At 60.7% G+C, this 22097-nt stretch carries 20 protein-coding genes; 13 read left to right on the top strand and 7 right to left on the bottom strand.

What is annotated here, in order from left to right:
• Positions 1 to 9: 9 nt before the first annotated feature.
• Both CRN80_RS02385 and CRN80_RS02380 read left to right on the top strand, forming a co-directional pair.
• Positions 10 to 588: an RNA polymerase sigma factor gene (locus CRN80_RS02385; protein ID WP_032897601.1), complete on the top strand. Its 579-nt coding sequence runs from the start codon at positions 10 to 12 to the stop codon at positions 586 to 588.
• On the top strand, positions 585 to 1562 hold the full coding sequence (locus tag CRN80_RS02380) for a FecR family protein (protein ID WP_098949485.1): 978 nt from the start codon (positions 585 to 587) through the stop codon (positions 1560 to 1562). The genes CRN80_RS02385 and CRN80_RS02380 overlap by 4 nt, the downstream gene beginning before the upstream one ends.
• A gap of 773 nt (positions 1563 to 2335) precedes the next feature.
• Here CRN80_RS02380 and CRN80_RS02370 read toward each other — a convergent pair.
• A complete protein-coding gene (locus CRN80_RS02370) occupies positions 2336 to 2686 on the bottom strand; it encodes a glutaredoxin family protein (RefSeq protein WP_032893414.1) in 351 nt (116 codons plus the stop codon).
• Positions 2686 to 3690: a nucleoid-associated protein YejK gene (yejK, locus tag CRN80_RS02365; RefSeq protein WP_032893412.1), complete on the bottom strand. Its 1005-nt coding sequence runs from the start codon at positions 3688 to 3690 to the stop codon at positions 2686 to 2688. Before yejK ends, CRN80_RS02370 begins: the two co-directional genes overlap by 1 nt.
• A 397-nt stretch (positions 3691 to 4087) precedes the next feature.
• Here yejK and CRN80_RS02360 point away from each other — a divergent pair, with 397 nt between their 5' ends.
• Entirely contained in the window at positions 4088 to 4369 is a 282-nt protein-coding gene (locus CRN80_RS02360) for an HU family DNA-binding protein (protein WP_003188840.1), read from the top strand.
• A gap of 78 nt (positions 4370 to 4447) precedes the next feature.
• Here CRN80_RS02360 and rlmF read toward each other — a convergent pair whose 3' ends face one another.
• The 5 genes from rlmF to CRN80_RS02335 form a co-directional block, all read right to left on the bottom strand.
• Complete coding sequence (gene rlmF / locus CRN80_RS02355) at positions 4448 to 5464, bottom strand: 23S rRNA (adenine(1618)-N(6))-methyltransferase RlmF (protein ID WP_098949483.1); 1017 nt, start codon at positions 5462 to 5464, stop codon at positions 4448 to 4450.
• Positions 5465 to 5692: 228 nt separating this feature from the next.
• Entirely contained in the window at positions 5693 to 8539 is a 2847-nt protein-coding gene (locus CRN80_RS02350) for a valine--tRNA ligase (RefSeq protein WP_032893408.1), read from the bottom strand.
• A gap of 214 nt (positions 8540 to 8753) precedes the next feature.
• Entirely contained in the window at positions 8754 to 9128 is a 375-nt protein-coding gene (locus CRN80_RS02345) for a DNA polymerase III subunit chi (RefSeq protein WP_098949482.1), read from the bottom strand.
• Between the two features lie 7 nt (positions 9129 to 9135).
• Positions 9136 to 9564 carry a DNA polymerase III subunit chi gene (locus CRN80_RS02340; protein ID WP_003188845.1) on the bottom strand — a complete coding sequence of 143 codons (429 nt, stop codon included), beginning with the start codon at positions 9562 to 9564 and terminating at the stop codon, positions 9136 to 9138.
• Positions 9565 to 9711: 147 nt separating this feature from the next.
• Complete coding sequence (locus CRN80_RS02335) at positions 9712 to 11202, bottom strand: leucyl aminopeptidase (RefSeq protein ID WP_034128658.1); 1491 nt, start codon at positions 11200 to 11202, stop codon at positions 9712 to 9714.
• A gap of 284 nt (positions 11203 to 11486) precedes the next feature.
• Between CRN80_RS02335 and lptF the strand changes: the two genes are divergently transcribed.
• The 10 genes from lptF to tadA all read left to right on the top strand — a co-directional run bounded on the left by lptF (position 11487) and on the right by tadA (position 22087).
• Entirely contained in the window at positions 11487 to 12605 is a 1119-nt protein-coding gene (gene lptF, locus CRN80_RS02330; RefSeq protein WP_003188848.1) for an LPS export ABC transporter permease LptF, read from the top strand.
• Positions 12598 to 13677, top strand: a complete 1080-nt coding sequence (gene lptG, locus CRN80_RS02325; protein WP_003188851.1) for an LPS export ABC transporter permease LptG — start codon at positions 12598 to 12600, stop codon at positions 13675 to 13677. The genes lptF and lptG overlap by 8 nt, the downstream gene beginning before the upstream one ends.
• A gap of 257 nt (positions 13678 to 13934) precedes the next feature.
• The gene (gene lepA, locus CRN80_RS02320; RefSeq protein WP_029297480.1) at positions 13935 to 15734 is read left to right on the top strand and encodes a translation elongation factor 4; all 1800 of its coding nucleotides are present in this window, start codon (positions 13935 to 13937) and stop codon (positions 15732 to 15734) included.
• Positions 15735 to 15739: 5 nt separating this feature from the next.
• Positions 15740 to 16594: a signal peptidase I gene (gene lepB, locus CRN80_RS02315; RefSeq protein WP_003188855.1), complete on the top strand. Its 855-nt coding sequence runs from the start codon at positions 15740 to 15742 to the stop codon at positions 16592 to 16594.
• Positions 16595 to 16738: 144 nt separating this feature from the next.
• Positions 16739 to 17428 carry a ribonuclease III gene (gene rnc / locus CRN80_RS02310; protein ID WP_003188856.1) on the top strand — a complete coding sequence of 230 codons (690 nt, stop codon included), beginning with the start codon at positions 16739 to 16741 and terminating at the stop codon, positions 17426 to 17428.
• Positions 17421 to 18323, top strand: coding sequence for a GTPase Era (gene era / locus CRN80_RS02305; RefSeq protein ID WP_028618988.1), 903 nt, complete (start codon positions 17421 to 17423; stop codon positions 18321 to 18323). The genes rnc and era overlap by 8 nt, the downstream gene beginning before the upstream one ends.
• A 167-nt stretch (positions 18324 to 18490) precedes the next feature.
• The gene (gene recO, locus CRN80_RS02300; protein ID WP_098949481.1) at positions 18491 to 19180 is read left to right on the top strand and encodes a DNA repair protein RecO; all 690 of its coding nucleotides are present in this window, start codon (positions 18491 to 18493) and stop codon (positions 19178 to 19180) included.
• Between the two features lie 51 nt (positions 19181 to 19231).
• Entirely contained in the window at positions 19232 to 19975 is a 744-nt protein-coding gene (gene pdxJ, locus CRN80_RS02295) for a pyridoxine 5'-phosphate synthase (RefSeq protein ID WP_069558075.1), read from the top strand.
• A 229-nt stretch (positions 19976 to 20204) separates the two neighbouring features.
• Positions 20205 to 21587: a multicopper oxidase family protein gene (locus tag CRN80_RS02285; RefSeq protein WP_098949479.1), complete on the top strand. Its 1383-nt coding sequence runs from the start codon at positions 20205 to 20207 to the stop codon at positions 21585 to 21587.
• Positions 21587 to 22087 carry a tRNA adenosine(34) deaminase TadA gene (gene tadA / locus CRN80_RS02280; protein WP_098949478.1) on the top strand — a complete coding sequence of 167 codons (501 nt, stop codon included), beginning with the start codon at positions 21587 to 21589 and terminating at the stop codon, positions 22085 to 22087. The genes CRN80_RS02285 and tadA overlap by 1 nt, the downstream gene beginning before the upstream one ends.
• Positions 22088 to 22097: the final 10 nt, after the last annotated feature.

Below are 22097 nucleotides of genomic sequence, written 5' to 3'. Positions count from 1 at the left end.
CCGGCCATGATCAGGATCAACCCACCGCCCAATCCCCAGGATAATCCGCACGCGGAGGCGGCCGGTGGGCGTGCGCATTTTTTGCAGGTGTTTTTGTCCCAGCGTTCGCAAATGGAGGCGTTGGTCAGCCGCCGTGTGGGGTGTCGCGCTACGGCAGCCGACTTGGTGCAGGATTTGTTCCTGCGCTTCTGGCGTCGCCCGCTGGTGCAGGTCGAAGAGCTCAGCACCTACCTGCTGCGCTGCGCTGGCAACATCGCCATCGACCACCTGCGCAGCGAAGGCGCTCGGGCGCGCAGCAGTGAAGGCTGGCTGCCCGAGCAGTCAGACAATCAAGGCTGCGAACCCCAGGCGGCGCTGGAGGCGGGCAATGATCTGCGCCATGTGGAAGCCGCCTTGCGCAGCTTGCCCGAGCGTACCCGCCAGATTTTCCTGCTTAACCGCATTCACGGGCGCAAGTACGCCGAAATCGCCAAGGCCATGGGCCTGTCCCAAAGCGCCGTAGAAAAACATATGATGCGTGCCCTCGAAGCCTGCAAGGCCAGCCTTCGCGAACCCTCGCCGCCACGCACGCCAGGGAAAGCCCCGTGAACGTCACGCCCACGCCCGCCCAGGAACAGGCCGCGCTCGACTGGCTGAGCCTGCTGCATGACCAGCCCAGCAGCGGCGACCAGGCCACGTTCAGCCGCTGGTTGCGCGCAGATCCCGCACACGTCGAGGCGTACTCCCAAGCCCAGGTGCTCTGGGAGTTAAGCGAAGTGCCAGCGCGCCAACTGGCCGACGAGGACGCACTCGCCTTGCAGGGCTACCTCAATACGATCAACGCCTCCAAACGCTCCCGGGTAGCGCGTTGGTCCGGTGCCTTGGCCGTCGCCGCCTGCCTGCTGCTGATGGTATCGATGGGTGCCGGTTGGCAGCCGTCACGCTGGGTCGATGAATGGGGCGCCGATTATGTGACGGCGCCAGGGCAGGTGAGGACCTTCACCCTGGCCGATCAATCCAAGGTCACCCTCGATGCCGACAGCGCCATCGCCGTGGATTTCAGCCAGGGCGAACGGCACATCCAACTGCGCCGTGGTGCAGGTTTTTTCAGCGTGACCCACACCGGCGACCCCTTCGTGGTGGAGGCGAGCGGCGGTGAAACGCGGGTACTGGGAACGCAGTTTGAAGTGCGCCTGCAACCTGACGGCGCCGAGGTCACTGTGCTGTCCGGCCGTGTCGGCGTGACGCCCTCAAAACAGGGCCAGCAACAGGTGCTGACCGCGGGCCAGCAAGTGGCCTACGCCCATGGCATTGCCGCTCCTTTGCATGGCGTCGACAGCGCCTCACACCTTGCCTGGCGCGAGGGTTGGCTCAACTACTACAAGGCACCCCTGGCCGAGGTGGTCCAGGACCTGCGGCGTTATTACCCCGGCCGCATTCTTCTGCTGAACGAGGACATGGCCGCCAAACGCGTCAGCGGCAGCTTTCCGAGCCAGGACCCAGTCGCGGTCTTGAACGCCTTGCAAGCGGTGCTGGGTTTTGAACAGCACATACTTTTAGGTCGCATGATTGTGCTGCGCTAGGCTTGCGTCGCGGTTTTCGCTGCTGAACCCGTTAGGCAAGGAATACCTCAGCTCGACACGCACGGCGATGATGTCGCTGGTGGCCAACTTCTAAGCCCACCCCCAAGCCCAATGTGCAGAGCTGACGTGTGTGGGAGCTGGCTTGCCTGCGATAGCCATAGGCATCTACACAATTTTGTAGGTTGTAGCAGCCAACGGTAACCACGATGCGAAGCGAGCCGCTCTTGATCTTGCTCTTGATCTGCTTGTGATCTTGATCTTAGGCGCCCCGTTAAACCACGCTGGCCGGAATTCGACAGGGATTTGGGGGGTAAACCGGCAGGGATGCCGGTTTAGCCGCCCCGCGCCATGGATGGCGCGTGGCGGCGGCCCCCCAAATCACTGGCGGATTACGGGCACACCGAGCCTAAGCGAGGTGCCGAGTGGTGGGGCAAGAGCGTTTTGCTTACTTTTGCGCTTTTCAAAAGTGAGCCGCCGTCAGGGCGGAACCCTAAGTGGCCGTTACCGCAGCAATGGATATGTACACAATCCAACTGTGTTGACTGTCAGGCCGCCTTCGCGAGCAAGCCCGCTCCCACATTTGGATCGCGTTGTATCATTTAGAGAGTCGCTGGCAGTCAGGCCGTCACGGGAGCAAGCTCCCTCGCCACAGGTTCGGCGCAATACCCGAAGTTGTGTAGATACCTATGCTGCGATAGCAGTATGTCAGTCACAGGTATTGAACCTGTTACACCGCCATCGCAGGCAAGCCAGCTTCCACATTTGATAGTGTGTTACTTCAATGCAGCCATGATCGCTTCAGGGTTGTAGTCGCGAATCAAGGTGCCGTTCACATCCACAAACGGAATCCCACCACCGCCCAGCGCCTCATACGCCCTGCGCACCTGGGCATCCTTCTCGATATCGACGGTCTGGTACGGGATACCCTTCTGGTCCAGAAAACGCCGGATCTGCTTGCAGTACCCACACCACTCGGTGGCATAGAGCACCACCCGCGCTGAGGCGCGTACCTGCTCCGGCGCTACCTGGGACGGGTTGAACAGCCGCTCGACCTTGCCCCAGTTCTGGATCGCAACCACCACCAGCAATACCAGCAGGACTTTCTTGAGCACCCCGCCCAGCATCAGTTACGTCGCTTGAGCTGGTCGGTCAGTTGGGTCGGCAGGCCCTTGATGATCAAGGTGCCGGCGGCTTCGTCATACTCGATCTTGTCGCCCAGCAGGTGCGCTTCAAAGCTGATGGACAGGCCCTCGGCGCGCCCGGTGAAGCGGCGGAACTGGTTGAGGGTGCGTTTGTCGGCCGGGATTTCCGGCGACAGGCCGTAATCCTTGTTGCGGATATGGTCGTAGAAGGCTTTTGGCCGATCTTCATCGATCAACCCGGAGAGCTCTTCCAGGCCCATGGGTTCGCCGAGCTTGGCCTGGCTGCTGGCGTAGTCCACCAGGGTCTTGGTTTTCTCGCGGGCGGACTCGTCGGGCAGGTCTTCGCTTTCTACGAAGTCACTGAACGCCTTGAGCAGGGTGCGGGTTTCGCCCGGGCCGTCGACGCCTTCCTGGCAGCCGATAAAATCGCGGAAATACTCCGAGACCTTCTTGCCGTTCTTGCCTTTGATGAAGGAGATGTACTGCTTGGACTGCTTGTTGTTCTGCCACTCGGAGACGTTGATACGCGCCGCCAGGTGCAACTGGCCCAGGTCCAGGTGGCGCGAGGGCGTCACGTCCAGCTCGTCGGTCACCGCCACGCCTTCGCTGTGGTGCAGCAGGGCGATGGCCAGGTAGTCGGTCATGCCTTGCTGGTAGTGGGCAAACAGCACGTGGCCGCCGGTGGAGAGGTTGGATTCCTCCATCAGCTTTTGCAGGTGCTCAACCGCCGTGCGGCTGAAGGTGGTGAAGTCCTGGCCACCGTCAAAGTAGTCCTTCAACCAGCCACTGAACGGGTGCGCGCCGGACTCGGCATGGAAGAAACCCCAGGCCTTGCCTTGTTTGGCGTTGTAGCTTTCGTTGAGGTCGGCAAGCATGTTCTCGATGGCGGCGGACTCGGCCAGTTCCGTGTCGCGGGCGTGAAGAACTGCGGGTGTGCCGTCGGGTTTTTTGTCGATCAGGTGGACGATGCAATGACGGATCGGCATAGGCTTCTCGGCTGGTTGAAGGGGGAGCGGTTGGCCTCCCCGAAAAGTCGCCCAGTGTACCGCACCCATTGGTCAAGACGTGCCCCGAACGGCATTTTGCACGCCCTCCGACTGGCCATATGCCTTTTTTTCACGGTTTAGAGCGATAAAGCTGACCAAATGGGTATGTTGAGGCGGATATTTCCCCGTCTCTGTGCTAGTTTTGCCCCGTCTTACGCCACGTCTCGGCGTTAAGCGTGCATTCAGCATTTGTCAGGTCGAACCAATCCCCGTTTCAAGCATCTATAACCCCGATCTCCGTGGTTATGGCCGGGGATGCCAGGCCATGACGGTCGGGCTCGACGGCTGACACTGCACTCTGCAATCCATATGAATTTGATAGGGAAGGAACACCACAATGGCTATTACTAAAGACCAACTGATCGCTGACCTGGCTGAAGCAGTAGACGCACCGAAAACTACCGTGCGTGCTCTGCTGGACCAACTGAGCCAAGTTGTTGCTGATCAGCTGGAAAATGGCGGCGAAATCACTCTGCCAGGCGTTGGCAAACTGAAAGTGACCGAGCGTCCTGCCCGTACTGGCCGTAATCCTTCGACTGGCGCTGCCATCGAAATCGCTGCCAAGAAAGTTATCAAGCTGGTTGTGGCTAAAGGCCTGACCGACGCTGTTAACAAGTAAGACGCAGCAAAAAAAACCGTGCTTCGGAGTGATCCGGGCACGGTTTTTTATTGCCTGCGATTTTATTGTGTGGCGGGCTTATCGAACCCAGCGCTGGCGCCAGATCTGCTGCTCGTTCTTGGTCTGGAACGTCCAGGCCACAAAGCGGCTCTGCTTCTGCCCCTGGGACATCTCCACCACCTGGCTTTCCAGCACGCCGGCTTTTTTCAGCGCCGTTTCGATCGCCGGCAAGTTGGAGGCTTTGGACACCAGGGTGCTGAACCACAGCACTTTATGCGCAAAGTGCGCGCTTTCGGCGATCAACTGCGTCACAAACCGCGCCTCGCCGCCCTCACACCACAGTTCGGCCGATTGACCACCGAAGTTGAGCACCGGCAATTTGCGTTTCGGGTCGGCCTTGCCCAAGGCGCGCCATTTACGCTCGCTGCCTTTGGTGGCTTCGTCCATGGACGCATGGAAGGGCGGGTTGCACATCGTAAGGTCAAAGCGCTCACCCGGTTCCAGCAGGCCCAACAGGATCTGCTTGGGGTTGGGTTGCTGGCGCAGTTGGATGACCTTGCTCAGGTCGTTGGATTGCACGATGGCCTTGGCGGCGGACACAGCGATCGGGTCGACCTCCGAGCCGAGGAAGTTCCAGCGGTACTCCATATAGCCAATCAGTGGGTAGACGCAGTTGGCGCCCATACCGACGTCCAGCACCTTGACGATAGAACCGCGCGGGATCTTGCCGTCGTTGACGCTGGCGAGCAGGTCGGCGAGGAAATGCACGTAGTCAGCACGCCCCGGCACCGGCGGGCACAGGTAATCGGCCGGGATATCCCAATGCTGGATGCCATAGAACGACTTGAGCAACGCCCGGTTGAACACCCGCACCGCATCCGGGCTGGCGAAGTCGATGCTCTCTTTGCCGTAGGGATTGATGATCACGAATTTGGCCAATTCAGGCGTGGTCTTGATCAGCGCCGGGAAGTCGTAACGGCCCGTGTGGCGGTTGCGCGGGTGCAGGGTGGCCTCTTTGCGCGGCGCGACGGGTTTGGCCGTGGCGGCGGTTTTAGGCTTCTTGCGCGGTGGTTTGGGCGTGCTGGGGGCGGTCATTGTCTGCGTCGATTCTGGGGTTATTTCAAAAGTGACGAGTATTGTCACACATTCCGATGTTCGCCTCGGTTAAATGTGGGAGCGGGCTTGCTCGCGAAGGCGGGGTGTCAGTCACCGAATGGGCTTCTGATACACCGTATTCGCGAGCAAGCCCGCTCCCACAATGATTGGGTTTCAAACTCCAAAAAAAAGAGACCCGAAGGTCTCTTTTTTCACACGGCGCCAGCCTTACAGGCTGGAAATCCGCGCATGTTGCTCCGCCAGCTTGCCCAAGGCCTGTTCAGCCTCGGCCAGTTTGGCGCGTTCCTTCTCGATCACTTCAGCCGGCGCCTTGTCGACGAACGCCGCGTTGGACAGCTTGCCGCCCACTCGTTGCACTTCGCCTTGCAGGCGCGCAATTTCCTTGTCGAGACGGGCCAGTTCCGCACCCTTGTCGATCAGCCCGGCCATTGGCACCAGCACTTCCATTTCACCCACCAACGCAGTGGCGGACAGCGGTGCTTCGGCACCGGCAGCCAATACGGTGATCGACTCCAGCTTGGCCAGCTTCTTGAGCAGCGCATCGTTCTCGCTGAGGCGACGCTGGTCTTCGGCACTGGCGTTCTTGACGAACACGGCCAACGGCTTGCCCGGCCCGATGTTCATCTCGGCGCGGATGTTACGTGTGCCGAGCATCAGGGTCTTGAGCCATTCGATATCGCTTTCGGCTGCCTCATCGATGCGCGCTTCGTTGGCCACCGGCCAAGGTTGCAGCATGATGGTCTTGCCTTCGATACCGGCCAGCGGCGCCAGGCGCTGCCAGATTTCTTCGGTGATGAACGGCATGAACGGGTGCGCCAGGCGCAACGCCACTTCCAGCACACGCACCAGGGTGCGACGGGTGCCGCGCTGGCGCTCGACCGGCGCGTTTTCGTCCCACAGCACCGGCTTGGACAGTTCCAGGTACCAGTCGCAATACTGGTTCCAGATGAACTCGTACAGGGCCTGGGCGGCCAGGTCGAAACGGAACTGGTCGAGCTGGCGGGTCACTTCGGCTTCGGTGCGCTGCAACTGCGAGATGATCCAGCGATCCGCCAGGCTCAGTTCAACGGCTTCGCCGTTCTGGCCGCAGTCTTCGCCTTTGTCCAGCACGTAGCGCGCCGCGTTCCAGATCTTGTTGCAGAAGTTGCGATAGCCTTCGACGCGGCCCATGTCGAACTTGATGTCGCGACCGGTGGAGGCCAGCGAGCAGAAGGTGAAGCGCAGGGCGTCGGTGCCGTAGCTGGCGATGCCGTCGGCGAACTCGTCGCGGGTCTGCTTCTCGATCTTTTTCGCCAGTTTCGGCTGCATCAGGCCCGAGGTGCGTTTCTGCACCAGGGTTTCCAGGTCGATGCCGTCGATGATATCCAGTGGGTCCAGGACGTTGCCCTTGGACTTGGACATCTTCTGGCCCTGACCATCGCGTACCAGGCCGTGTACGTACACGGTCTTGAACGGTACCTGCGGGGTGCCGTCTTCGTTCTTCACCAGGTGCATGGTGAGCATGATCATCCGGGCAACCCAGAAGAAAATGATGTCGAAGCCGGTGACCAGCACGTCGGTGGAGTGGAATTTCTTCAGGAACTCGGTCTGCTGCGGCCAGCCCAGGGTAGAGAAGGTCCACAGGCCCGAACTGAACCAGGTGTCCAGTACGTCGTTGTCCTGTTGCAGCGCGATGTCCGCGCCGAGGTTGTGCTTGGCGCGCACTTCGGCTTCGTCGCGGCCTACATAGACCTTGCCCGACTCGTCGTACCAGGCCGGAATACGGTGGCCCCACCACAGCTGACGGCTGATGCACCAGTCCTGGATGTCACGCATCCACGAGAAGTACATGTTTTCGTACTGTTTAGGCACGAACTGGATGCGGCCATCTTCGACGGCAGCAATCGCAGGCTCGGCCAGCGGCTTGGTGGACACGTACCACTGGTCGGTCAGCCACGGCTCGATCACGGTGCCGGAGCGGTCGCCCTTGGGCACTTTGAGGCCGTGGTCGTCGACGCTGACCAGCAAACCGGCGGCGTCGAAGGCGGCAACGATCTGCTTGCGCGCTTCAAAACGGTCGAGGCCTGCGTATTCAGCCGGGATCTTGCCGTCGATGCTGTCGTTGAGCGAGCCGTCCAGGTTGAACACCTGGCAGGCCGGCAATACGGCGGCATTTTTGTCGAAGATGTTCAGCAGCGGCAGGTTGTGGCGCTTGCCGACTTCATAGTCGTTGAAATCGTGGGCCGGGGTGATTTTCACGCAGCCGGTGCCGAATTCAGGATCGCAATAGTCGTCCGCGATGATCGGGATACGGCGGCCAACCAAGGGCAGTTCGACGAACTTGCCGATCAGCGCCTGGTAGCGCTCGTCGTTCGGGTTAACGGCGACGGCGGCATCGCCGAGCATGGTTTCCGGACGGGTGGTGGCGACGATCAGGTAATCGTTGCCTTCAGCGGTCTTGGCACCGTCGGCCAGCGGATACTTGAGGTTCCACAGGAAGCCTTTCTCGTCGTGGTTTTCCACTTCGAGGTCGGAAATCGCCGTGTGCAACTTGGTGTCCCAGTTGACCAGGCGCTTGCCGCGGTAGATCAGGCCGTCTTCGTGCAGGCGCACGAAGGCTTCTTTTACGGCTTCGGACAGGCCGTCGTCCATGGTGAAACGCTCGCGGCTCCAGTCTACGGACGAACCCAGGCGACGGATCTGACGGCTGATATTGCCGCCGGACTGGTCTTTCCATTCCCAGACTTTCTCCAGGAATTTCTCGCGACCCAGGTCGTGACGGTTCTGGCCGGTGGCTTCCAGTTGGCGTTCCACCAGCATCTGGGTGGCGATACCGGCGTGGTCGGTGCCCGGTTGCCACAGGGTGTCGCGACCCTGCATGCGGCGGAAGCGGATCAACGCATCCATGATCGCATTGTTGAAGCCATGGCCCATGTGCAGGCTGCCAGTGACGTTCGGTGGCGGAATCATGATGGTGTACGAGTCGCCCGCACCTTGTGGGGCGAAATAGTTCTCGGACTCCCAGGTGTTGTACCAGGAAGTTTCGATAGCGTGGGGCTGGTAGGTCTTATCCATGCGCGGCGGGACCCTAGTTGGCATTTATTCAGGAAAGCCGGCAAGTATAACGGGGGATAGGGCGTAGGGCGAGGTGAAGACTGGGCTTGAGTCATACACATGACAAATGTGGGAGCGGGCTTGCTCGCGAAAGCGGTATGTCAGCCAGTACTTTTGTTGACTGTCACACCGCTTTCGCGAGCAAGCCCGCTCCCACAAGGGATCTTTGACTGGTTCAGTTCTGGTATTGGCCGAGCAACCGCTCCATCCGCGCATCCATCCGACGCTTGATCTCAGCCTCGATATGCGGGGCAAAGTCATCGATCACATCCTGCATGATCAATTGCGCAGCGGCGCGCAGTTCGTTGTCCAGGTGCAGCAACAGCGCGTCCGGGGCTTTTTCGGCGGCGGGAGCGGGTTCTGCAACCACAGGTTCCGGAGCGGCAGGCTTGCCGCCGACCATGTCGAACAACAGCGGAATCTGTACCTCGCCCTCGACCGTGTCGGTCAGCAGCGGCGGTTGCAGGTTGTCATCACCCAGCAACTGACGGATCGACTCCAGGTCATCCAGCAGGTGGTCGTCTTTTTTCAGCGGGTTGGGAGTGTCCATCATGTACTCAAAGTCGTTGTAGCCGGTGATCTTGCAGAGGATAGCCCTGTTCACGGTAGAAACGGAAACTCTCCCGCGCGGCCTGACGAATAGCCGGGTCTTCGACCACCACTTCCGCCACACGGGCGAACGCTTGGGCAAAGGCCGGTACTTTCAGGTCGAGGTTGACCAGCAAATCATGGTGATCGCCGCAATTATCCCCCAAACCCAGCACCACCAGGCTTTCGGGTTCGGATTCGGCGGGGCCGTGGGGCACGAAGCTCTCGCCCTTGAAGCGCCACAGGCGGGCATCGAGTTCGTCACGTTGGGCGGCATCGCTGCAATGCAGGTAGATGCGATGGCCCATGCGCCAGGCTTTTTCGGTGAGTTTGCAGGCAAAGTCCAGGCGCGCGAGAGGATCGGCGCTGGGCAATATATAGAAGTCGACTTGGGGCATTGGAAATCCTGAGGCTGACCTGATTACCCCCTGTAGGAGCGAGCTTGCTCGCGAAAAACCAGAGGACACCGCGTTCATCCAGAATGAACGCGTTGTCAAAGGCGATCTTCGCGAGCAAGCTCGCTCCTACAAAAGGGCCGGGGCCGCTTAAGCTTTGGCGCGATCCAGCAGGTATTGGGTCAGCAGGGGTACCGGACGGCCAGTGGCGCCCTTGTCCTTGCCGCCGCTGGTCCAGGCCGTGCCGGCGATGTCCAGGTGAGCCCAGTTGAAGTTCTTGGCAAAGCGCGACAGGAAGCAGGCCGCGGTGATGGTGCCGGCTTTCGGGCCACCGATGTTGGCGATGTCAGCGAACGGGCTGTCGAGCTGTTCCTGGTACTCATCGAACAGCGGCAGTTGCCAGGCGCGGTCGTCGGCAGCCTTGCCAGCGCTGAGCAGTTGCTCGATCAGTTCGTCGTTGTTGCCCAGTAGGCCTGAGGTGTGGGAGCCCAGGGCCACGATGCAGGCACCGGTCAGAGTGGCGATGTCGATCACGGCCTGGGGCTTGAAGCGCTCGGCGTAGGTGAGGGCGTCGCACAGCACCAGACGGCCTTCGGCGTCGGTGTTGAGGATCTCCACAGTCTGGCCGCTCATGGTGGTGACGATATCGCCCGGGCGCGCAGCACCGCCGCTCGGCATATTCTCGGCACAGGCCAAAATGCACACCAGGTTGATCGGCAGCTTGAGCTCAAGCACCGCACGCAAGGTACCGAACACGCTGGCGGCGCCGCCCATGTCGTACTTCATTTCGTCCATGCCGGCGCCCGGCTTGAGGCTGATGCCGCCGGTGTCGAAGGTGATGCCTTTACCTACCAGGGCGTAAGGCTTCTCGGACTTCTTGCCGCCGTTGTATTGCATCACGATCAGGCGTGGCGGCTGGTCGCTGCCCTGGCCCACGGCATAGAACGAGCCCATGCCCAGGTCTTTGATCTTCTTCTCGTCCAGCACTTCAACCTTCAAGCCCTTGAACTCTTTGCCCAAGGCCTTGGCCTGTTCGCCCAAGAATGTCGGGTGGCAGATGTTCGGCGGCAGGTTGCCCAGGTCGCGAGTGAACGACATGCCGTTGGCGATGGCCTGGGCGTGGGTGACGGCGCGCTGAACTTCAGCCTGGGCGGCCTTGATGGTCAGCAGGGTGATTTTCTTCAGGGCGCGGGGTTCGGCTTTCTGGCTCTTGAACTGGTCGAAAATATAGCCGCCGTCTACCAGCGACTCGGCCAGCAGGCGGGTCTTGCCGTAGCTGTCGCGGCCCTTGACCACGATTTCATCCAGTGCCAGCACCGCATCGCTGCCGCCCAGGCCCTTGAGGGTGGTGAGGATGCCGCTGACGATCTTGCGAAACGGACGGTCGCCCAGTTCGGCATCCTTGCCCACGCCCACCAGCAAAACGCGCTCGGCCTTAAGGTTGGGCAGGCTCTGCAGCAGCAGGCTCTGGCCGACTTTGCCGGCCAGGTCGCCGCGCTTGAGCACCGCGCTGATAGCGCCGCCGCTCAGTTCATCCAGTTGCTTGGCGGCGACGCCGAGTGTGCGGCCTTCGCCGACAGCGACCACGAGGGTGGCGGTTTTCAACGTTTCGGGGCTAACGCTTTTTACAACCAATTCCATTTTCGGGTCCCTTATCAAGGTCTGTGAGCCGGGAGCTTGTACTCCGGCTTTAAAGCTCGGCAGCGTTGTAAACCGCCAGCGACAAAGGCCGCAGTTTGAACCTCGCCAGCGGAGCCTGACAACCCTTGGCGCACGCTTTGTGCGTGCGCATGAGTAAGCTCCGTGACAGGCGCGGTCAATCACAGGATAATGCGCCATCTTTTTAGCCGGCCCGTGGTAAACGGGTCGACTCGGTATGCTTGCTTGTTTGGCCGCCTTAGCCTGACAACCCTGGAGTGTCTGGTTTGATTGTCTTCCGTTATCTGTCCCGCGAAGTCCTGTTGACCCTGAGTGCCGTGAGTGCGGTGTTGCTGGTCATCATCATGAGTGGTCGTTTCGTCAAGTTCCTGGCCCAAGCCGCCGCTGGCGCCCTGGATCCGGGCTCACTGTTCCTGATCATGGGCTACCGGATGCCCGGCATGCTCCAGTTGATCCTGCCGCTTGGCCTGTTTCTTGGCATATTGCTGGCCTATGGCCGGCTGTACCTGGAAAGCGAGATGACCGTGCTGTCGGCCACCGGCATGAGCCAGCAGCGCCTGCTGGCCATGACCATGGTGCCTGCCGCCGGTGTCGCCCTGGTGGTGGCCTGGTTGAGCATGAGCCTGGCGCCCCAGGGGGCCATGCAATTCCAGCTGCTGCTGAACAAACAGGATGCGATGACGGAGTTCGACACCCTCGAGCCCGGTCGCTTCCAGGCGCTCAGCGACGGTTCGCGGGTGACCTACACCGAAACCATGACCGACGACCGTTCCAACCTCGGCGGCGTGTTCATTTCCCAGAAGAACCTCGGCCAGAACCAGAAAGACCGTGGCATTACCATTCTGGTGGCCGACAGCGGGCGCCAGGAAATCCGCCCCGATGGCAACCGCTACCTGATCCTGGAAAACGGCTACCGCTACGACGGCAGCCCGGGCCTGGCGGATTATCGCGCCATCAAGTACGACACCTATGGCGTCATGCTGCCCAAGGCCGAGATCAGTGACGAGGTCACCGACCGCGACGCACTGCCCACCTCATCGCTGTTCGGCAGCCCGGAACTGCGCTCCATCGCCGAGCTGCAATGGCGCCTGTCCCTGCCGCTGCTGGTGTTTATCGTGACCCTGATGGCCGTGCCGCTGTCGCGCGTCAACCCGCGCCAGGGGCGTTTCCTCAAGTTGCTGCCGGCGATCCTGCTGTACATGGCCTACCTGACCATCCTGATTTCTGCCCGTGGCTCCCTGGAGAAGGGCAAGTTGCCGCCGGCCCTGGGCCTGTGGTGGGTGCACGGGGTTTTCCTGATGATCGGCCTGGGGCTGCTCTATTGGGAACCTATCCGTTTGAAAATGAAGAGCCGTCGTGGCCTGAAGGAGTTGGCTCGTGGCTAAGCTTGATCGCTACATCGGCATTAGCGTACTGATCGCCATCCTGGCGGTACTGGGCATCATCCTTGGCCTGGCCTTGCTGTTCGCCTTCATTGATGAAGTGGGCAACGTCACCGACACCTACACGGTCACGGACGTGCTGAGCTACGTGGCACTGACCGCACCGCGTCGTCTCTACGACATGATGCCAATGGCCGCGCTGATTGGCTGCCTGATCGGCCTGGGCACCCTGGCCAGCAACAGCGAGCTGACCATCATGCGCGCCGCTGGGGTTTCCATCGGCCGTATCGTCTGGGCGGTCATGAAACCGATGCTGCTGCTGATGGCGTGCAGCGTGCTGATCGGTGAATACGTCGCGCCACCGGCCGAAGCCACCGCCCAGGCCAATCGCGCCCTGGCCCAGGGTTCGGGCGATGCGCAAAGCGCCAAGCACGGCCTGTGGCACCGCCAGGGTGACGAGTTCATCCACATCAACGCCGTGCAACCGGGTGGCTTGTTGATCGGGGTGACCCGCTACACCTTCGACAAAGAGCGGCACATGTTGTCGTCCAGCTTCGCCAAGCGCGCGCAGTACAGTGGCGAACAATGGCAACTGAGCGACGTCACCACCACGCACTTTCGTAACGTGGGCCAGGGCACCCAGTCCAGCACCGAAGTGGTGAATGTGCCGACTGAGCAGTGGGATATCGCCCTCAAGCCGGAATTGCTCAATACCGTGGTGATGGTGCCGGAAGCCCTGCCGATCTCCGGGTTGTGGAGCTATATCCACTACCTCAAGGAGCAGGGTTTGAACAATGGCCGTTACTGGCTGGCGTTCTGGGTGAAAGTCTTGCAACCAGTGGTTACCGCCGCCTTGGTGTTGATGGCGATCTCCTTCATTTTCGGGCCATTGCGCTCCGTGACCCTGGGCCAGCGGGTATTTACCGGTGTGCTGGTGGGCTTCACCTTCCGCATCGCCCAGGATTTGCTCGGGCCTTCAAGCCTGGTATTCGGCTTCTCGCCGCTGTTTGCGGTGCTGGTGCCAACAGCTATTTGTGCCGTGGCCGGGTTCTGGCTGCTGCGCCGGGCCGGTTGAAGCCGCGCTCGCATAATGCCCCTCCCTGTAGGAGCGAGCTTGCTCGCGAAAATCTACGAAACGCCGCGTTTATCCAGGATAAGCGCGTTATCGTTGGTGATCTTCGCGAGCAAGCTCGCTCCTACAGTAACAAGCCCCGTGGAAACGGGGCTTTTTTGTATTGGTCAGCAAAGATGACGTCTGGCCTGAGCATCAGGTACAATTCCCGGCTATTTTTCAGCGGGCAATCTGCCTGCAGCCTTTTTGAGTGTTGATCCGTGAGTGATTTGAGTCATATCCGCAATTTCTCCATCATCGCCCACATTGACCATGGCAAGTCGACGCTGGCCGATCGATTTATCCAGATGTGCGGTGGCCTTGCCGAGCGTGAAATGGAAGCCCAGGTACTGGATTCCATGGACCTCGAACGCGAGCGCGGGATCACCATCAAGGCCCACAGCGTTACTCTGTATTACACCGCCAAAGACGGTATCAAGTACCAGCTGAACTTCATTGACACCCCGGGCCACGTTGACTTCACCTACGAAGTCAGCCGTTCGCTGGCGGCCTGCGAAGGCGCGTTGCTGGTAGTGGACGCAGGCCAGGGCGTTGAAGCCCAGTCCGTGGCCAACTGCTACACCGCCATCGAGCAAGGCCTGGAAGTGATGCCGGTGCTGAACAAAATCGACTTGCCACAAGCCGATCCGGACCGGGTGAAGGAAGAAATCGAAAAAATCATCGGTATTGACGCCACCGACGCCGTCGAGTGCAGCGCCAAGACCGGCCTGGGCGTCGACGAAGTGCTCGAGCGCCTGGTCAAGACCATTCCGGCCCCCACCGGCAACATCGAAGATCCGCTGCAAGCGTTGATCATCGACTCCTGGTTCGACAACTACCTGGGCGTTGTCTCCCTGGTACGTGTGCGCCATGGCCGGGTGAAGAAGGGCGACAAGATTTTGGTCAAGTCCACCGGCAAGATCCACCTGGTGGACAGCGTCGGTGTATTCAACCCGAAACACACCGCCACCGTTGACCTGAAAGCCGGTGAAGTAGGCTTCATCATCGCCGGTATCAAGGACATCCATGGTGCGCCGGTCGGTGACACCCTGACCTTGAGCTCCACCCCTGACGTCGATGTGCTGCCGGGTTTCAAGCGCATTCAGCCTCAGGTCTATGCCGGTCTGTTCCCGGTCAGCTCCGATGACTTCGAAGATTTCCGCGAAGCCCTGCAAAAACTGACCCTCAACGACTCGTCGTTGCAGTACACCCCGGAAAGCTCCGACGCCCTGGGCTTCGGCTTCCGCTGCGGGTTCCTGGGCATGCTGCACATGGAAATCATCCAGGAGCGCCTTGAGCGCGAATACGACCTGGACCTGATCACCACTGCACCGACCGTTATTTTTGAGCTGGCGCTGAAAACCGGTGAAACGATTTACGTCGACAACCCGTCCAAGCTCCCAGACCTGTCTTCCATTGAAGACATGCGCGAGCCCATCGTGCGCGCCAATATCCTTGTGCCGCAGGAACACCTGGGCAACGTGATTACCTTGTGTATCGAAAAGCGTGGCGTACAGCACGACATGCTGTTCCTCGGTACCCAGGTGCAAGTGACCTACGATTTGCCGATGAACGAAGTGGTCCTGGACTTCTTCGACCGTCTCAAGTCCACCAGTCGCGGCTATGCTTCGCTGGACTACCATTTCGATCGTTACCAATCGGCTAATCTGGTGAAACTGGATGTGCTGATCAACGGCGACAAGGTAGATGCCTTGGCACTGATCGTGCACAAGGACAACGCGCACTACAAAGGTCGCCAACTGACCGAGAAGATGAAGGAACTGATTCCGCGCCAGATGTTCGACGTCGCGATCCAGGCCGCCATTGGCGGGCAGATCATTGCGCGGACTTCCGTCAAGGCTCTCAGAAAGAACGTACTGGCCAAATGCTACGGCGGTGACGTAAGCCGTAAGCGCAAGCTGCTTGAGAAGCAAAAGGCCGGTAAAAAACGCATGAAGCAAGTAGGCAACGTGGAAATTCCACAAGAAGCCTTCCTTGCGGTGCTCAGGTTGGATAGTTAGGTCCTATGTCACTAAATTTCCCGCTGTTGCTGGTCATTGCCGTTGCCGTCTGTGGTCTCCTGGCGTTGCTCGATCTGGTGTTCTTCGCCCCGCGTCGTCGGGCGGCCATCGCTTCCTATCAGGGCAGCGTCAGCCAGCCCGATGCGGTGGTGGTCGAGAAGCTGAACAAAGAGCCCTTGCTGGTTGAGTACGGCAAGTCGTTCTTTCCGGTGTTGTTCATCGTGCTGGTACTGCGCTCGTTTCTGGTAGAGCCGTTCCAGATCCCTTCGGGGTCGATGAAACCGACCCTGGACGTGGGCGACTTCATCCTGGTGAACAAGTTTTCCTACGGCATTCGCCTGCCGGTGATCGACAAGAAAGTCATCCCGGTGGGTGACCCGCAGCGCGGCGATGTGATGGTATTCCGCTACCCAAGCGACCCGAACGTCAACTACATCAAGCGTGTGGTCGGCCTGCCGGGCGACGTGGTGCGCTACACCAGCGACAAGCGCCTGTTCATCAACGGTGAGTCGGTGGCCGAGAAACTGTTGGGCGCCGAGCCGAATACCTTGGGCAGCGCCGAGCTGTACCAGGAAAAACTCGGCGCGGTGGAGCACCAGATCCGCAAGGAAATGAGCCGCTACCGTGCGATGCCGGATGGCCAGTGGAAAGTGCCTGCCGGGCACTACTTCATGATGGGCGACAACCGCGACAACTCCAACGACAGCCGCTATTGGGATGACCCCAACATTCCCAAGGACCTGCTGGGCATGGTGCCCGACGAGAACATTGTCGGCAAAGCCTTCGCGGTCTGGATGAGTTGGCCGGAACCCAAGCTCAGCCACCTGCCGAACTTCTCGCGGGTCGGGCTGATCAAGTAATACAAGCGGCGCTGTGAACACAGCGCCGAATGCTTTTCTGGGGCTTGGACATTTTCCGATGCCCGGTACCCATCAGGATTTTAATTTGAACACTGCGTCAATCGTCGATGGCCGCCGGTGCCATCAACTAGATATGGATAAACCGTGACCGTTTCTCTAAGTCGTCTCGAGCGTCAGCTCGGCTACACCTTCAAGGACCAGGAATTGATGGTCCTTGCCCTCACACACCGCAGCTTTGCAGGGCGTAATAACGAGCGCCTGGAATTTCTCGGTGACGCTATCCTCAATTTCGCCGCCGGCGAGGCGCTGTTCGAGCGCTTCCCCCAAGCGCGAGAAGGCCAGCTTTCGCGCCTGCGCGCACGCCTTGTAAAAGGCGAGACCCTGGCCGTGCTGGCCCGAGGCTTCGGCCTGGGCGAGTACCTGCGGCTGGGTTCCGGCGAGTTGAAAAGCGGCGGTTTCCGTCGCGAGTCAATCCTGGCTGATGCCCTGGAAGCCTTGATCGGTGCGATCTACCTCGATGCAGGCATGGAGACGGCCAAGGAGCGCGTTGTCGCCTGGCTGGCCTCGGAAATCGAAAGCCTGACGCTGGTAGATACCAACAAGGATCCCAAGACCCGCCTGCAAGAGTACCTGCAGTCGCGCGGTTGCGAACTGCCACGCTACGAAGTGGTGGATATCCAGGGAGAGCCCCATTGCCGGGTGTTCTTCGTGGAATGCGAAATCACCTTATTGAACGAAAAAAGCCGAGGTCAGGGTGTGAGCCGTCGTATTGCCGAACAGGTAGCGGCCGCTGCAGCACTGATTGCCCTGGGCGTGGAGAATGGCCATGACTGATTCAACCGCAACACGCTGTGGCTATGTTGCCATCGTCGGCCGCCCGAACGTGGGCAAGTCCACGCTGCTCAACCACATTCTCGGCCAGAAGCTCGCGATCACCTCGCGCAAGCCCCAGACCACCCGCCACAACATGCTGGGCATCAAGACCGAAGGCAACGTGCAAGCGGTGTATGTCGATACCCCAGGCATGCACAAAGGCGGCGAGAAAGCCCTGAACCGCTACATGAACAAGACCGCCTCGGCGGCGTTGAAAGACGTCGACGTGGTGATCTTCGTGGTCGACCGCACCAAGTGGACCGACGAAGACCAGATGGTTCTCGAGCGTGTGCAGTACGTGACCGGCCCGTTGATCGTCGCGCTGAACAAGACCGACCGTATCGAAGACAAAGCCGAGCTGATGCCGCACCTGAGCTGGCTGCAGGAACAACTGCCGAACGCCCAGATCATCCCGATCTCGGCCCAGCACGGCCATAACCTTGAAGCCCTGGAGCGCGTGATCGCCGAGCACCTGCCGGAGAACGAGCATTTCTTCCCGGAAGACCAGATCACCGACCGCAGCAGCCGCTTCCTCGCCGCCGAGCTGGTGCGTGAGAAAATCATGCGCCAGATGGGCGCCGAACTGCCGTACCAGATCACCGTCGAAATCGAAGAGTTCAAGCAGCAGGGCAAGACCTTGCACATTCATGCGCTGATCCTCGTCGAACGTGACGGCCAGAAGAAGATCATCATTGGCGACAAGGGCGAGCGCATCAAGCGCATCGGCACCGAAGCGCGCAAGGACATGGAGTTGCTGTTCGACTCCAAGATCATGCTCAACCTGTGGGTGAAGGTGAAGGGTGGCTGGTCCGATGATGAGCGTGCGTTGCGCTCCCTGGGCTACGGCGACCTGTAATCGGCCTCCAGTCACACAGCAGGACGAAAAATGTGGGAGCGGGCTTGCTCGCGAAGACGGTTCTTCAGTCGGTACATGTATTGGCTGACCCACCGCTTTCGCGAGCAAGCCCGCTCCCACATTAGGTTTATGTTGTTGTCACAATCGCATTCCAGCAGCGAGAGCCTATGTCCTCAACTCAAGCCCCCAGCCAACTCGCCTACGTCCTGCACAGCCGCGCCTACCGCGAAACCAGTGCGCTGGTGGACTTCCTCACGCCCCAAGGCCGCCTGCGCGCAGTCTTGCGCAGCGCGCGCGGTAAGGCTGGCACCTTGGCGCGGCCGTTCGTGGCGCTGGACGTGGAGTTTCGCGGCAAGGGCGAGCTGAAAAACGTCGGGCGCCTGGAAAGCGTCGGCACCTCGGCCTGGCTGAATGGCGATGCGCTGTTCAGCGGCCTTTACCTCAATGAACTGCTGATTCGCCTGTTGCCCGCCGAAGACCCGCACCCGACAGTCTTCGATCACTACGCTGCCACTTTGCTGGCCCTCGCTGAAGGCCGTCCGTTGGAGCCGTTGCTGCGCGCTTTCGAATGGCGTTTGCTCGACGACCTTGGCTACGGCTTCGAACTGGCCAACGACTTGCACGGCCAGCCCATCGCCGCCGACGGCATGTATCGCCTGCAAGTCGATGCGGGGCTTGAGCGTGTGTACCTGCTGCAGCCCGGTCTGTTCCAGGGCACCGAACTGTTGGCCATGAGCGAAGCCGACTGGCACGCTCCCGGCGCGCTGTCTGCGGCCAAGCGCCTGATGCGCCAGGCCCTGGCCGTGCATCTGGGCGGGCGGCCGCTGGTCAGTCGCGAGTTGTTTCGAAAGCCCTGACATCCCCGTGTATGCTGTGCACCGATTCTTTCCCTTTTCAGGAGCGCTTCCGTGACCACCAGCAATCGCATTCTTCTTGGCGTCAACATCGACCACGTCGCCACCCTGCGCCAGGCCCGGGGCACCCGTTACCCTGACCCGGTCAAGGCCGCGCTGGACGCCGAAGAAGCGGGCGCCGACGGCATCACCGTGCACCTGCGCGAAGACCGCCGTCACATCCAGGAGCGTGACGTATTGCTGCTCAAGGACGTGCTGCAAACCCGCATGAACTTCGAAATGGGCGTCACCGAAGAAATGATGGCGTTCGCCGAGCGCATCCGCCCGGCGCATATCTGCCTGGTACCGGAAACCCGCCAGGAACTGACCACCGAAGGCGGCCTCGACGTCGCGGGCCAGGAAGCGCGGATCAAGGCGGCGGTGGAACGCCTGTCGCGGATCGGCAGTGAAGTCTCGCTGTTTATCGACGCCGACGAACGCCAGATCGAAGCCTCCCGCCGTGTCGGCGCCCCGGCCATCGAGCTGCACACTGGCCGTTATGCCGATGCGACCACGCCGACCGAAGTGGCCGACGAGTTGCAACGCATCATCGACGGCGTGAACTGCGGCCTCAACGAAGGCTTGATCGTCAACGCCGGCCATGGCCTGCACTATCACAACGTCGAAGCCGTAGCCGCAATCAAAGGCATCAACGAGCTGAACATCGGCCATGCGCTGGTGGCCCACGCGTTGTTCGTCGGTTTCAAAGGCGCGGTAGCCGAGATGAAAGCCCTGATTTTGGCTGCTGCCAAGGCCTGATCGCACATTAACCTGTAGGAGCGAGCTTGCTCGCGAAGGTCGTTAACGATGACGCGGGGAGTCTGGCTCCCTGCGTTGTTCTCAGGTCTTTCGCGAGCAAGCTCGCTCCTACAGGTTTGAGCCATGTTTCATCTGTGCGGCAATGCGAAGCCTTACTGTTTAGCCGGCGCAGGTGTATCGTATCTGCCCTTTGCGGGCCCTTGGCCTGCGGCAGATACGCGAGGTTGTTGTGTCCCGATCCTTTTCCCGTCGACAAATCCTGGGTGGTCTTGCTGGCCTGGCCGTAGTAGGCGTCGGTGCCGGCGGTGGCTACCGCTACTGGCTGGGGAAAGTCGCTGAGTCCGAGGCCGGGCACGATTACGAGCTGATCGCCGCCCCCCTGGACGTAGAGTTGGTGCCGGGGCACAAGACCCAGGCCTGGGCGTTCGGTCCTTCGGCGCCGGGCACTGAGTTGCGGGTGCGCCAAGGCGAATGGCTGCGGGTACGCTTTATCAATCACCTGCCAGTCGCCACCACCATCCACTGGCACGGTATCCGCCTGCCGTTGGAAATGGACGGCGTGCCCTACGTCTCGCAATTACCGGTGCTGCCTGGCGAATACTTCGACTATAAATTCCGCGTGCCCGATGCCGGCAGTTACTGGTACCACCCCCATGTCAGCAGCAGTGAAGAACTCGGCCGTGGCCTGGTCGGCCCGTTGATCGTGGAAGAGCGCGAACCCACCGGCTTCAAGTACGAACGCACCTTGAGCCTGAAGAACTGGCACATCGATGAGGAGGGTGCGTTCGTCGAGTTCAGCATCCCCCGTGAGGCAGCGCGTGGCGGCACGGCTGGGCGTCTGTCGACCATCAACGGCGTGCCCCAGGCGGTCATCGATCTGCCTGCCGGGCAAATCACCCGCGTGCGCCTGCTCAACCTCGACAACACCCTGACCTATCGCCTCAATATCCCTGGCGTCGAAGCGCAGATCTATGCTCTGGACGGCAACCCCATCGAGCCGCGCCCGCTGGGCAAGGAATATTGGCTGGGCCCGGGCATGCGCATTTGCCTGGCGATCAAGGCACCGCCGGCGGGCGAAGAACTGTCGCTGCGCAACGGTCCGGTGCGCCTTGGCACCTTCCGCTCGGTCGTCAATACCGACGCGCCTACCGTGTGGCCGCCGGCATTGCCGGCCAACCCGGTTGCCGAGCCAGACCTGGCCAATGCCGAGAAACTCAACTTCAATTTCGAATGGGTCGGCTCGGTGTCGGTCAATGTCGAGAACGGCAAGCCGCCGAGCCTGTGGCAGATCAACGGCCAGGCCTGGGACATCACCGACAAGACCTGCGCCGACCGCCCGATTGCCAAGCTGGAAAAGGGCAAGAGCTATATTTTCGAATTGAAGAACATGACCCAGTACCAGCACCCGATCCACCTGCACGGCATGAGCTTCAAGGTGCTCGCATCCAACCGCCACAAGGTGATCCCGTATTTCACCGACACCTACCTGCTGGGCAAGAACGAACGCGCCCGTGTGGCCTTGGTGGCGGATAACCCTGGGGTGTGGATGTTCCATTGCCATGTGATCGACCACATGGAAACCGGCCTGATGGCCGCCATCGAGGTGGCGTGATGCGCCAGATTCGCCCCGCCACGATTATCGACCGCAGCCGCGACCAGGACTTTATGCGCGAAGCCCTGGCGCTCGCCGCCCAAGGCGCGGCCTTGGGCGAGGTGCCGGTGGGCGCCGTGCTGGTGCAGGACGGTGAAATCATCGGCCGCGGCTTCAACTGCCCCATCAGCGGCAACGACCCTAGCGCCCATGCCGAAATGGTCGCGATCCGCGCCGCTGCGCAAGCGATCAGCAACTATCGGCTGGTGGGCAGCACGCTGTACGTGACGCTGGAACCGTGCAGCATGTGTGCGGGGTTGATCGTGCATTCGCGGGTGGCGCGGGTAGTGTATGGCGCGTTGGAGCCGAAGGCGGGAATCGTGCAAAGCCAGGGGCAGTTTTTTACCCAGGGTTTTCTTAACCATCGGGTGTTGTTTGAAGGTGGGGTGTTGGCCGAGGAGTGTGGGGCTGTCCTCAGCGAGTTCTTCAAAGCCCGCCGAGCCAAGCCACAATCTAACTAACGCTGAAAAA

The organism is Pseudomonas sp. FDAARGOS_380, assembly GCF_002591235.1.
Classification (GTDB): Bacteria; Pseudomonadota; Gammaproteobacteria; order Pseudomonadales; family Pseudomonadaceae; genus Aquipseudomonas; species Aquipseudomonas salmasensis.
The sequence above is the reverse complement of the archived record's forward strand: the minus strand, read 5'-3'. Positions and strand labels throughout refer to the sequence as shown.

Excerpts from the sequence above, each read along its gene's own strand:
- CRN80_RS02370 (WP_032893414.1), bottom strand. The coding sequence starts at position 2,686 with ATGCTGGGCGGGGTGCTCAAGAAAGTCCTGCTGGTATTGCTGGTGGTG.
- yejK (WP_032893412.1), bottom strand. The coding sequence starts at position 3,690 with ATGCCGATCCGTCATTGCATCGTCCACCTGATCGACAAAAAACCCGAC.
- CRN80_RS02360 (WP_003188840.1), top strand. The coding sequence starts at position 4,088 with ATGGCTATTACTAAAGACCAACTGATCGCTGACCTGGCTGAAGCAGTA.
- rlmF (WP_098949483.1), bottom strand. The coding sequence starts at position 5,464 with ATGACCGCCCCCAGCACGCCCAAACCACCGCGCAAGAAGCCTAAAACC.
- CRN80_RS02350 (WP_032893408.1), bottom strand. The coding sequence starts at position 8,539 with ATGGATAAGACCTACCAGCCCCACGCTATCGAAACTTCCTGGTACAAC.
- CRN80_RS02345 (WP_098949482.1), bottom strand. The coding sequence starts at position 9,128 with ATGGACACTCCCAACCCGCTGAAAAAAGACGACCACCTGCTGGATGAC.
- CRN80_RS02340 (WP_003188845.1), bottom strand. The coding sequence starts at position 9,564 with ATGCCCCAAGTCGACTTCTATATATTGCCCAGCGCCGATCCTCTCGCG.
- CRN80_RS02335 (WP_034128658.1), bottom strand. The coding sequence starts at position 11,202 with ATGGAATTGGTTGTAAAAAGCGTTAGCCCCGAAACGTTGAAAACCGCC.
- lepB (WP_003188855.1), top strand. The coding sequence starts at position 15,740 with ATGTCACTAAATTTCCCGCTGTTGCTGGTCATTGCCGTTGCCGTCTGT.
- era (WP_028618988.1), top strand. The coding sequence starts at position 17,421 with ATGACTGATTCAACCGCAACACGCTGTGGCTATGTTGCCATCGTCGGC.
- recO (WP_098949481.1), top strand. The coding sequence starts at position 18,491 with ATGTCCTCAACTCAAGCCCCCAGCCAACTCGCCTACGTCCTGCACAGC.
- tadA (WP_098949478.1), top strand. The coding sequence starts at position 21,587 with ATGCGCCAGATTCGCCCCGCCACGATTATCGACCGCAGCCGCGACCAG.